Genomic DNA, 12322 nt, shown 5'->3' with positions numbered 1-12322 from the left:
CAATCCGTCAACCCACCCGCAAACTCTGCCAAAACGGAGGGCGCCGATGCTGCATGGAATACGCATAGTCGAAATCGAAGGGCTGGGCCCCGGCCCGTTTGCCGCCATGCAGCTAGCCGATCTGGGCGCCGACGTCATCACGATCCACCGCAAAGGCCAGGCAGTAACACCGGGCATGCCGGACAGCTCGCTTCTGGACCGCGGCAAACGATCGATCGCGCTTGATCTGAAGGATCCCGAAGATCTGGCGACCGCCCGCCGCCTGATTGACACGGCGGACGCACTGATCGAAGGCTTTCGCCCCGGCGTGATGGAGAAGCTGGGACTTGGCCCGGATCTTTGCCTGACCCGCAACCCAAAGCTGATATATGGCCGCATGACAGGATGGGGGCAGGATGGCCCGCTGGCCGAAACGGCTGGGCATGACCTGAACTACATCGCCTTGTCCGGTGCGCTCTGGTACGCCTCTCTCCCGGATCAGCCGCCTCAAACCCCTGCAACCCTGGTCGGCGATATCGGCGGAGGCGCCATGTACCTTGTCACGGGCATCCTGGCAGGTTTGATCAACGCACAAAGAACCGGGAAAGGCACCGTGGTCGACGCCGCTATCTACGACGGCTCGGCCCATATGATGAACCTTCTGATGACCATGCGCCAAACCGGAAACCTGTCTGAAACCCGCGGCCAAAGCCTGTTGGACGGTCCGCATTGGAGCCGAACCTACACCTGCGCGGACGGCGGATTTGTTTCGGTCCAATGCCTTGAACCAAAATTCTACGCCCGATTTCTTGAAATCCTGGGCCTGTCCCGGGACCCGGCGTTCCAACAACAATACACCCGCAAGCTCTGGCCCGACCTGACCCGGCGCCTGGCCAAAATCTTCTCGTCCAGGCCGCGCGACCATTGGGCCAAACTGTTCGACGGTTCAGACGCCTGCGTCGCACCGGTACTCAGCCCCGACGAGGCCGCAGCCCACCCGATGAATGCAGCCCGTCAATCCTGGCGCCAGACTGACGGCACCCTACAGGCCACCGCCGCCCCACGCTTTTCCACACACCAGTGGCAACCAAAGCCCAGCCCGGCGCGCGGACAACACACCGCCGAGATCCTGAACGAACTCCAAGCCCCGGAAAGCGCCTGACACACTCTTCATCTGGCCAGAAATATCCCGGGGGTGAATTGGCCAGCGGCCAAGAGGGGGCTGGCCCCCTCCCACGCGTTCTACCCGCCGCGCACCGTGTCGATCATCAGCTGAACGTTGTCCGGGTCGGCATCCGGAGTGATCCCATGGCCGAGGTTGAAAATATGCGGCCCCGTGGAAAACGCCTCAACGATGCGCCGGGTCTCATCCACCAGCGCCTGCCCGCCGGTAACCATGTGCGACGACGCCAGATTGCCTTGTACACAGCCATCAATCTGCACGTTCTCAGCCGCCCATTCGGGCGACACGGAATTGTCCAGCGCCACGCAATCCACGCCGGTCGACCTTGCAAACCCGATATACCCGTCGCCTGCTTCCCGCGGAAATCCAATCACGGGGATACCGGGGTGACGTTCCTTGATGGCCTGCGTGATCACCCGGCACGGCTCGACCGCGTATTTGCGGAAAGCTTCGCCCTTCAAAGACCCCGCCCAACTGTCAAATATCTTGACCACCTCGGCACCGGCGTCGATCTGAGCGGACAGATATTCAATCGTTGCCGCGGTGATGCGGTCCAACAGCGCCTCGAACAAAGCGTTATCACCTTCGCGCAACGCATGCGCGGGACCCTGATCCGGCGTGCCGCGCCCTGCAATCATGTAAGTGGCCACAGTCCACGGCGCACCTGCGAATCCGATCAAGGTGGTTTCCGACGGCAATTCCCGCGAAAGAATGCGCACCGTCTCGTAAACCGGGGACAATGTCTCGTGAATTGCGTCAACAGGTTTCAACGCATCAAACTCGGCCTGCTGCGTGATTGTGGACAAACGCGGGCCTTCACCGGTCACGAACCAAAGGTTAGCCCCCAGCGCCTGTGGCACCAGAAGGATGTCGGCAAACAGGATCGCCGCATCGAACCCATATCGCCGAATTGGCTGCAAGGTAACTTCTGCTGCCAGTTCAGGATTGTAGCACAGTGACAGGAAATCCCCGGCCTGAGCACGTGTGGCCCGGTATTCCGGCAAATACCGACCCGCCTGACGCATCATCCAGATCGGCGGCACATCCTGTACTTCGCCCGCCAGCGCCCTCAGCAGCTTTTTTGTCTCGGCCATGTTTGTCCCCAGCATTCAGGTTTTGGCAACGGGTCGTCCTTCGGCGGCAATTTGTCAAGCTCAGCCCCCATTGTCAGGGCAATGTGACGCGACTAAAGCTGTGCACATGACTTTGACCCTGCCCACCCCCGCATCGCCCCTCAGAATCGGCACTCGTGGCTCGCCGCTGGCTCTGGCTCAGGCCTATGAAACGCGCGAACGCCTGAGCGATGCCTTTGATCTGCCACAGGATGCGTTCGAAATCGTGGTGATCAAGACGACCGGTGACAATCGCGCCATGATCGACGCGGATCGACCGCTGAAGGAAATCGGCAACAAGGGCCTGTTCACCAAGGAAATCGAAGAGGCGATGCTACGCGCCGAAATCGACATCGCCGTGCATTCAACAAAGGACATGCCCGTTGAACAACCCGAAGGGCTGATCCTTGATACGTTCCTGCCGCGCGAGGATGTGCGCGACGCCTTCATATCTCCGCGATTGGGCTCGATTCACGATCTGCCCGAAGGCGCCGTTGTGGGCACCTCGTCCTTGCGGCGGCGGGCGCAGCTGCTGAACCGGAGGCCGGATCTGAAAGTGGTCGAGTTTCGCGGAAACGTGCAGACACGGCTGAAAAAGCTTGAAGACGGGGTTGCCGATTGCACGTTTCTCGCAATGGCAGGCATTCGCCGTTTGGGAATGGATGAGGTTCCGGCCAGCGCCATTTCCCCTGACGACATGCTGCCGGCGATCGCGCAGGGCACCATCGGCATCGAACGGCGCAGCGACGACATGCGCGCGGCCGAAATGCTGGACGCGATTCATCACACCGAAACGGGATGGCGTCTGGCGGCTGAACGCACATTGCTGGCCGCGCTGGACGGGTCCTGCGAAACCCCGATCGCCGGCCTTGCCGAACTTGACGGCAACACCCTAAGGTTGCGGGGCGAAGTGCTACGCCCGGACGGAACGGAAACCGCCAGCAGGGATATGACCGGCCCCGTCGAGGATGGGCCTGAGATGGCCCGCGCGATGGCGGCTGAACTGCTTGAACAGGCGGGACCAGATCTATTCGATTGGAAAAAATCAAAATAAATTTGTTTAGTGTGAACTTGATCACTGTAGCAGGCGGCGCGATCAGGCATTACTGTGACATACCGAAGAGGAAGTCGGGTCAGTCTCGAAAGTATCGAAAAGTTTTCAGATTGCCGGTGTTTTAATCAGTATTCGAGGGGGCGAGGCTGACCCCCGGCTTCCAAAGGTAGCGGGTCGCTGTTGAGTTCAACAGCGACCCGTTTACGTTGTGCCAGATTGCGTTGTGCCAGACCCGCGTTCAGGAAATCGCGTCAACGGCGTGACGAACGGCCTCTCTGGTCTGTTCCAGATCCGCTTCGGTGACCGCCAGCGACGGGTACAGTTTGCCCGGAGCCTTGAAGACCCCATGCGCCCGCAAGATTGCATTGTAAGTGGCATTGCGCCGCGGATCATCATGGTTTGCGCTGCGATAATCCCGACATTCGGCCTTGGTGAAATAAATGTCGAACAAGGTCTCGTCACCGCAGATGCGATGGGCGATGCCCGCCTCATTCAAAGCGTCCGATTGCATCTGCTGCAACTGCCTCCCAATCGAGCGCAGGTGTTCATAGGTGCCGTCGCGCCGCAAAACCTCCATCGTCTTCAGCCCCGCCGCTGAGGCTATGGGGTTGCCGGACAAAGTGCCCAACTGCATAAGCCAGCCCTGTTCTCCGACCTTCGATTTGTCGAAATGCTTCATGATCTCGGTGCTGGCACCCAATGCCGCCAGAGGGAAACCACCACCGGTGATCTTGCCAAGCGTACAGATATCCGGGGTCACGCCATATCGCTTTTGTGCGCCGCCGTAAGCCAGACGGAACCCGGTGACGATCTCATCAAAAATCAGCAGAACACCAAATTTGTCGCACAAGGTCCGCAAGCCCTGCAAAAACCCTGGCTCGGGCGGGATGATCCGCTGCAAGGGTTCGACCATGATCGCAGCGACATCATCATGTTCGTCCAGCAGCGCCGCCACCGCGTCAAGATCATTGAAAGGCGCGATCAGCATCTGCTCGGCCACGCTTTGGGGGATACCGGCGCTGTCGGGAACAGCCTGCGGGAAATTGACCCAGCGGCTGGGGGCCAGGCTCATCTGCGCCTCGGCGCTCATTCCGTGATACCCCCCTTCGCACTTGAGGATCTTGTCGCGCCCGGTATAGGCACGCGCCAGCCGCATGGCGTACATATCTGCTTCGCCCCCAGAGGCAACAAAACGCACCTGCTCGCAACAGGGGACGGCTTCGATGATGGCCTCGGCCAGTTCGATGCCCTTGCTGTTGTTGGCGAAGAAGGTCATGCCTTTGGGCAGTTGCTCCAGCACCGCTTCCATCACTTCGGGGTGGCCATGGCCCAGCAGCATCGGGCCGGACCCGATCAGATAGTCGATATATTCCTTCCCGTCCTCGTCCCAGACATGGCTGCCCTCGCCACGGGCGATGATGATGCCCGGATCGAAGTTGCCGAAACCGCCAGCTGGCAGAACCTCTTTTGCGCGGGCTATCCACTCGGACTGTGTCTGGATCTTCAGCATCTCAATCAATCTCCAAAATCGGGGCGCCAAGAATTTCGAGGTCAGGTGTCACACCTAAACCCGGGCCTTCGGGCGGTGCAATCCGGCCGTTTTCACGGTTTGGTGCGTCAGGGCACAGGCGCGGGGCCACGTAAGAGGACAAATCGCAAGTGTTCATCAGCGATCCATGCGGGGTCGAAGCCGCAAAATGCAGCGAGGCCGCCGTTACGATATCCGATCCCCAGGTGCATTCCGCGCAAATCTCGGCACCCAGCTGCACGGTCAGATCGCGTGCACGGCGCATAGCCGAAAGACCGCCGAATTTCGACAGTTTCAGCGCCACCGCGTCCATGCAACCCAACTCATGCGCCCGCATCAGCGATGCAAGATCAAAGGCGTTTTCGTCGATCTTCATGGGCAGACCCGTCGACTGACGAACAGCGGCGCAGTCTTCCAGCGTCTTGCAGGGCTGTTCCAGCATCACATCCAGATGCGCCACCGCGCGCCCGGTTCGCTTTGCCTGAAGGCGCGATGCGCCGCAGTTCCAGTCGCCATACACGAGCGGTCCGGTTCCCACGGCTTCGCGCACTTTGATCAGCCGCTCGGCATCGGCTTGCCAATCACCCTCGACACCCAGCTTCACCTGGAATTGCCGAATGCCCGTCTGGAAGGCTGCCTTGGCGATGCGCGCCATTTCATCCGGCGCGATGCATGTGATCGAATGATAAAGCGGCATATCCGCCCGTGTCCGCCCGCCCAGCAACGCGTAAACCGGCACCCCCGCCGCGCGGCCGAACAGATCCCACAGTGCAATGTCGACGATCGATTTCGCATAGCTGTGGCCTTGCAGAAACCCGTCCAGCTTTCGCATCGGTGCGTCGACCCCAATTGGTGAAATCCCGAGAATCTCGGGACCCATTTCAGCGATGGCCCCCGGTACTCCATTTGCATAGGCGGGCAGATAATGCGGGATCGGGCAGACCTCGCCCCAACCTGTCAGACCTGTATCCGTCTCAAGGCGCAGGATATGAGACGTCACGGTCGCGCAGGTCTTGCCGCCAGCCATGTGATAGGTTTCATGGCTGGTTAGATCGACGGACCAGAGTGTTATCTTGTCAATTCTCAAGCATATTCTCCTACTGGATCACCCAATGCGGCTTCGTCCGGATGCACGCCCAGCCCCGGCGCTTCGGGCAGATGCAGATGGCCATCGACATTGCGGGGCCCTCGACCACTTGCAACATCAACCGTGATCATGTCCTGACAGGCCCAAACCGCGTGGCAATGATCATCCGGGATCGTGGCGGCCAGATGCAGCGCCTCGGTATCGGCCAGAACCGTTCCACCGGTGGCCATCACGAACATGTCTATCCCATGGGCCAGCGCGATATCGCGCATCCGCGCGGCCTTGGTCAGACCACCCACGCGATTCAGCTTGATCCCGAATATCTGGGCCAGACCATCGTGGGCAATCCGGACGGCATCCTGCAAGGTCACAAGGGACTCGTCCACAGACACAGGGGACGCATGAAGCCCCGAGATCGCCGCGATATCATCCAGTGTTTCGCAGGGTTGCTCGAACATCACGTTCAGGTCTTCGCAGGTGCTCATCACCCGCAAGGCCTGCTGGCGCGTCCAGCCACGGTTGACATCATACAGAACAATCTCTCCGGGCTGCCGGGTGCTTTCCACATCCCGCACTCGGGCAATGTCCCGCTCGACATCACCGCCGATCTTCACCGAATGCGCGACATAGCCGCGCTTGCGATACCGCTCCATGACCTCGCGTGTTTCCTCGAAGGTTTTTGCCCCGACCGAGGACGCAATCGGGCGCGGTGTCCGCGATCCGCCGCCCATCAGATCGGCAATAGGCAAGCCCACCGCCTGACCGGCAATATCCCAGCAGGCCATGTCTATGGGGCTTTTAGCATAGAGATGTCCGGGCAAGGCAAGATCCATGGCCCGTTCCACGTCCAGCACGCGACGCGGATCAAGACCCAGGATGAAAGGGGCCATCGTTTCGATCCCGGCCCGGATGCCCGGCCCGTGCGCGGGTACATAGGTGTGCCCCCAGGGCGTGCCCTCGCCCCAGCCGACCAGACCGGTATCGGTTTCGAGCTTGACCAGCGTCGCATCAAGCGTTTCGAACTTCAGGCGCCCCCCTGAAAGCCAATAGGGATGCTCGAGCGGCAAATCGACCTGAAAAACGGTAATGGTTTCAATCTTCATAAAGCATACTCCGCCACGGGTGCGCCGAGGCTTTCAAAATCGGGGGTTACACCCAATCCCGGCGTATTGTTTGCATAAAGCTTTCCGTCTTTAACGACAGGACCGCCGACGCCCGTAGATCGCGTGTTGTAGTTCATCAGATCCGTGGTGTTCTGCAGGTATTCAGGCGGGGTCGACGCCGCAAAATGGGCGACAACCGAAGACGTGATCTCTCCTCCCCAGGTGTCTTCGCTGACCACAGGGATGCGGTTGTCGATCAGGTAATCCCGTACCCGCCGGGCTTTGCTGATGCCGCCAAGGTTCGAGATCTTGAGACAACAAATCTCTGCCCCCCGGTCTGCGACGATACGCTGGGCCATATGGATCCCGGTCACGCATTCATCCAGCTTCAATGGCTGCTCGGCAATCCGGCGCACTTGCTGGCATTCCTCATACGTGCGGCAAGGTTGTTCGAGAATGAAATCCAGATCCCGGGTCTCGCGTGCAACGCGGATCGCATCGTCCACGCGCCAGCCCTGATTGGCATCGGCCATGGCTTTCTCGCCGGGTTTCAGCAACGGCACAGTGGTGCGTATCCGGTCAATGTCACTGGCCCAGTCGCTGCCCACTTTGATCTGAAACTGCCGATAACCCTGTTCCCGGTACCGGTCCATCTCGGCCACGGTTTCCTCAACCGCTTTCTGCGGAGCGACCCGGTACATTGGCGCGCCATCCGTCAGCTTGCCGCCCAACAGCATCCAAACCGGCTGATCACACGCCTGACCCAGGATATCCCAGCATGCCGCATCGAACGGCGCCTTGGCATAGCCATGCCCCTGTACCAGATGGTCCATCAAGTGCTCGATCCGCCCCACCTGACGCGGATCCTCGCCCAGCAGTTTGCCGGCGACAAGACGCGCCAGCGCAGCCACACCTTCGGAATGGGCCACCATGTAGTTTTCGCCACAGGGCGTGAACTCACCGCAGCCCCGCAAACCCGCGTCAGTGTCGATTACCACCACCGATGCGATGGCCGTTTCAATCGCGTTTCCCGCACCCCAGGCATAGGTACCGCCGACATAGGGAAGCCCGGTCTGGTAAATTCGGATGCGGGTGATTTTCATGCGGCGTCCATTCTGGGCAGGTCGCCCATCCCTTCGCCTCGCCACAGGACAAAGGTCAGGATCGGTTGGTCCGTCGTTATCATGGCGTGGCTTTGCCAGCTTTTGTGCTGTCGTGTCTGGTTCGGGCCGACGAAGGTTTCACCCTCGTCGCTGCGAAAAACCGCTCCGCCCGCAAGGGTCAGATACAGCTCTTCCGCCTGATGGCTATGCCAGTCATAATCCAGACCCGCGCCCCAATATCCCACGTAGCCGCGCAATTGGGTCGAGTGGAAATGCCCGGTCGGTCCGAACAGTTCGTAATACCCGTACCGATTCAGGAAATCCGCGCCGACTTCCTCTTCGGTATATGTATGTTTCCATTGCGCCAGATGCGCGCTGGCCTTGATCGCCGCGACCAGATCACGGGTTGGCGCCACGCCATCAAGGCCAAAATCGCCCACCAAATCGGTCGCCAGTATGTGAGCAGGCTGCAAACCCGTCGGTGTCAGATCGTCCGGCCATGATGCAAACGCGGCAAGGTCAGGATGCGCCTGATGCAATTGACGGGCCGCCTCGAGAACATCATCCAGCGTCATGGCACCACCACGATATTGCCGGTATGCTGTTTGGCGATGAACGCCGCTTGCGCGTCCCGCAACTCCTCCAAAGGATAGGTTGCAGCCAGAGCCGGCTTGATTTCACCGGCTTCAATATATGCCACGAGGTTCTTCATGACCTCGGGTCCGATCACGGTCGAACCGGTGAAGGTCAGATCGCGCAGATAGAACGTCCGAAGGTCAAGTTCGACCATCGGACCTGCAATGGCCCCCGAACAGGTGTAGCGCCCGCCGCGCTCCAGTGCGTCGATCAGGTTCGGCCAGTAAGGGCCACCTACCACATCGGCGACCACGGTGATCTTCTCGTCGCCCAGCGCCGACCGCAGATCTTCAGGTGTGCGGGGCAATATCACATCAGGGCCAAGATCGGCCACGTCGGCGTGTTTGGATTCGGATGCCATCGCAATCACACGCGCGCCACGGCGTTTGGCCAATTGAACCAAAGCACCACCCACCCCGCCAGAGGCACCGGGCACAAGAACGGTGTCTTTTTCCGTCACGTTGGCACGGGACAGCATCCCTTCGGCGGTGGAGTAAGAACAGGAAAACGTGGCCAGTTCGGCATCGGACAGGTCCGAAGTGATCGGCACCGCATTGACCGCCAGAGTCGTAGTATATTCGGCGAACCCGCCATCGCGTTCCGAACCGAAGTACCCTGTCTTGTTCATGTTGCCGGGATCAGCCGGATCTCGCAACCAGCCATCCGTGATGACACGCTCGCCTATACGAGCGCTGTCCACGCCCTCGCCAACGGCAACGATACGGCCGCAGACATCTGCGCCCTGAATGCGCGGGAAGGTGATCGGGTTGCCGCCCCATGTCGGGTCTTCTTCACCGACTTCCTCGAATGCGCCACCGGTGGTCGCATCCGTGACGGTCTTGGAATACCAGCCGGACCGCGTATTGACGTCGGTATTGTTCAGGCCGCAGGCTGCGACCCTGATCAGAACTTCACCGGCCGCGGGTTCTGGGCGCGGCCAGTCTTCCTGCATCACCATCTGTTCCAGACCACCATGGCCCATTGTGACGATGGCTCTCATCGTATCGGGCAGGCTCATCAAGCGGTCTCCAGAATGGCGTCACTGCGGGGCAGCAAACTGTCGGGATCGTAAGCAGGTTTGTCCAGGACACGGGCGGCACGGGGTTGGCCATGGATCACGACCTCCAGCTGTGTCCCGGCCTTGGCCGCTTCGGGCTTGAGGTATGCAAAGGCCAGAATCTTGCCGACGGTGTGGCCATAAGCGACCGACGCCGTGGACCCGACGACGCGCCCGTCCAGCAGCACCGCCTCTCCGCCATGCCCATCAATCTCTCCATCCGGTTCAATTGAAAGATAGGCACAGATCCAGGGCAGATCGGTGTTGAGCGTCTTGTCCTTGCCCAGGTAATCCTTGTCGGTGCGCGCAAAACGCAGCACGTCGGCCTCGGCCAGAGTGACCTCGTTGGTCAACTCGCCCGCGCCTTTGAAGCCCTTCTCCATTCGCATCACGTTCATGGCAAAGCTGCCGTAGTCGGTGATGCCATACGCCTCACCTGCCGCCCAAAGCGCGTTGTAGACGTCGTGGCAGGCGGCGTTGGGCATGTGCAGTTCCCAGCCCAGTTCTCCGGCATAGGACATGCGGAAGGCCCAGACCTTGTGACCGGCGATGGTGATTTCCTGCGCGGAAAGCCAGCGGAACCCGGCATTGGTCAGATCGGCATCGGTACAGCGCGCCAGCACGTCGCGCGACCGGGGACCGTTCAGCGACAGGGCAGACCAGTCAGAGGACAGAGCGGTGATCTGCACATCCTCATCCGCGCGCTGCTGCGCCAGATGATCCAGCAAGCGCTGTTCGAAGAAGGCCGCACAAACCAGATAAAAGCGGTCCTCGGCCATACGCACGATAGTCGTCTCCAATTCGATACGGCCACGACGGTTCAGCATATGGGTCAGCGTGATCGAACCGACCTTCTGCGGCATCCGGTTTGCGGTCAGCCGGTCAAGCAGGGCATAGGCATCCGGCCCCGAAACCTCGACCTTGGTGAAGGCGGTGACATCCATGATGCCGACGCTTTCGCGCACCGCTTTGACCTCGGCCGCGACCATGTCGTCGGCGGGGGTGCGGCGGAAGGAGTAGTGATCGCGCTGTTCCACACCGTCCCGCGCAAACCAGCGGGGGCGTTCGAATCCGTAGACCTCTTCGTGCACAGCGCCCTTGGATTTCAGCAGCTCATGCAGTGGCGACGGCTTGATCGGTCGCCCCTCCAAACGGTTGAAATGCGGAAAGGGGATTTCGTGGCGCAAGCAGTAATCTTCCTCGGCCTTGATCACCTGCCAATCCTTGGTCGCATAGCTGCCGAACCGGCGCGGATCGAATTCGCGCATCGAGATATCGGCGGCACCATGCACCATCCACCGCGCCAGTTCGCGGGTCAGACCCGGCCCCCAGCCGATGCCGATCTGCGTCCCGCAGCAGCACCAATAGTTCCGAACCCCCGGCGCTGGTCCGATCAAAGGGTTGCCATCCGGCGGGTGCGAGATCGCCCCGTGCACGTCGCGCTGAATGCCCAGTTCGGCAAAGATCGGCATCCGGTTCAGGCTTTCCTCAAGCCACGGCATCACCCGGTCGTAATCCGCGTCGAATAACCAGTTTTCGTATTCCCATGGGCAGTGATCATGCCAGACCGAGTTCGGGTTCTCTTTTTCGTAAATCCCGATCAGACCGCGCTGCTGCTCCATCCGGATATAGCCCGAGACCTTGCGGTCATCACGGATCACCGGCAGTTCGGTGTCCAGGTTCTGGAATTCAGGCACCGGTTCGGTCACGAAGTAATGGTGCGTCATCGAGGTCATCGGCAGTTGCAGCCCCGACCACTCGCCCATTTGCCTTGCATAGGTGCCGCCTGCATTCACCACATGCTCGCAGGTGATGGTGCCTTGCTCGGTCTCAACCACCCATTCGCCATTCTCGGCTTGCGTGATGTTGGTGGCGCGGCAGCTGCGAAAGATGCGAACACCTTTTTGCCGTGCTCCAGCGGCCATGGCCATGGTCACATTGGTCGGGTCCACATGCCCGTCATCCGGCGTATGCAGCGCGCCCAGAACGCCTTCGAGATTGTAGAACGGATGCAGTTCAGCCACCTTTTCGGGGCCGACAAGCTCGATATTGAAGCCCAGAGACCGACCAACCGACAAGGTGTGACGCAACCAGTCCATCTCATCCTCGGTATAGGCCAGACGGAACGAACCGCAGCCATGCCATGTGACGGGCTGGCCGGTTTCGGCCTCCAACTGACCAGAGTACAGGCCAATGTTGTAATCCACGCATTTTCCCAACCCAAAGCTGGACGTCGAATGCGTGATCTGCCCTGCTGCATGCCAAGTGCTGCCGCTGGTCAGCTCGGCCTTTTCCAGCAGGACGGTGTCAGCGCCCCACCCTTCATGCGCCAGATGATAGGCCAGACCGACCCCCATGACACCTCCGCCCACGATGACCACGCGGGCGTGTGACGGCAGATTCTTCTCGGACATGATTTTTCCTCTTCCCGAGTCGCGTTTCTGCTCGACAGGCTAATTCCACAAATGTACCATCGTCAA

At 60.3% G+C, this 12322-nt stretch carries 10 protein-coding genes; 2 read left to right on the top strand and 8 right to left on the bottom strand.

Features of this window, described 5'->3' with window-relative positions:
* Window positions 1–46 precede the first annotated feature (46 nt).
* Complete coding sequence (locus ACR0A2_RS16805; protein WP_480446850.1) at window positions 47–1141, top strand: CaiB/BaiF CoA transferase family protein; 1095 nt, start codon at window positions 47–49, stop codon at window positions 1139–1141.
* Between the two features lie 80 nt (window positions 1142–1221).
* Here the strand turns inward: ACR0A2_RS16805 and hemE are convergent, their stop codons facing one another.
* Window positions 1222–2256, bottom strand: coding sequence for a uroporphyrinogen decarboxylase (gene hemE, locus ACR0A2_RS16800; protein WP_480446851.1), 1035 nt, complete (start codon window positions 2254–2256; stop codon window positions 1222–1224).
* A 106-nt stretch (window positions 2257–2362) separates the two neighbouring features.
* On the opposite strand from hemE, the gene hemC reads away from it, so the two are divergent.
* The gene (gene hemC / locus ACR0A2_RS16795; RefSeq protein WP_480836264.1) at window positions 2363–3328 is read left to right on the top strand and encodes a hydroxymethylbilane synthase; all 966 of its coding nucleotides are present in this window, start codon (window positions 2363–2365) and stop codon (window positions 3326–3328) included.
* 238 nt (window positions 3329–3566) lie between these two features.
* Here the strand turns inward: hemC and ACR0A2_RS16790 are convergent, their stop codons facing one another.
* The 7 genes from ACR0A2_RS16790 to ACR0A2_RS16760 are packed head-to-tail and all read right to left on the bottom strand — an operon-like array spanning window position 3567 to window position 12256.
* Complete coding sequence (locus tag ACR0A2_RS16790; protein WP_480836262.1) at window positions 3567–4838, bottom strand: aspartate aminotransferase family protein; 1272 nt, start codon at window positions 4836–4838, stop codon at window positions 3567–3569.
* A gap of 1 nt (window position 4839) precedes the next feature.
* Complete coding sequence (locus ACR0A2_RS16785; protein ID WP_480836260.1) at window positions 4840–5943, bottom strand: mandelate racemase/muconate lactonizing enzyme family protein; 1104 nt, start codon at window positions 5941–5943, stop codon at window positions 4840–4842.
* Entirely contained in the window at window positions 5940–7046 is a 1107-nt protein-coding gene (locus tag ACR0A2_RS16780; protein WP_480836258.1) for a mandelate racemase/muconate lactonizing enzyme family protein, read from the bottom strand. Before ACR0A2_RS16780 ends, ACR0A2_RS16785 begins: the two co-directional genes overlap by 4 nt.
* Entirely contained in the window at window positions 7043–8149 is a 1107-nt protein-coding gene (locus tag ACR0A2_RS16775) for a mandelate racemase/muconate lactonizing enzyme family protein (protein WP_171616923.1), read from the bottom strand. The genes ACR0A2_RS16780 and ACR0A2_RS16775 overlap by 4 nt, the downstream gene beginning before the upstream one ends.
* Complete coding sequence (locus ACR0A2_RS16770) at window positions 8146–8724, bottom strand: dimethylsulfonioproprionate lyase family protein (RefSeq protein ID WP_480836256.1); 579 nt, start codon at window positions 8722–8724, stop codon at window positions 8146–8148. The genes ACR0A2_RS16775 and ACR0A2_RS16770 overlap by 4 nt, the downstream gene beginning before the upstream one ends.
* Window positions 8721–9803, bottom strand: a complete 1083-nt coding sequence (locus ACR0A2_RS16765) for an alcohol dehydrogenase family protein (RefSeq protein ID WP_480836254.1) — start codon at window positions 9801–9803, stop codon at window positions 8721–8723. The genes ACR0A2_RS16770 and ACR0A2_RS16765 overlap by 4 nt, the downstream gene beginning before the upstream one ends.
* Window positions 9803–12256, bottom strand: a complete 2454-nt coding sequence (locus tag ACR0A2_RS16760) for an FAD-dependent oxidoreductase (protein WP_480836252.1) — start codon at window positions 12254–12256, stop codon at window positions 9803–9805. The genes ACR0A2_RS16765 and ACR0A2_RS16760 overlap by 1 nt, the downstream gene beginning before the upstream one ends.
* Window positions 12257–12322: the final 66 nt, after the last annotated feature.

It is taken from the genome of Ruegeria sp. H8 (assembly GCF_056532905.1).
Note: the sequence above shows the minus strand (reverse complement) of the source record. Positions and strands in the feature narration are given on the sequence as shown.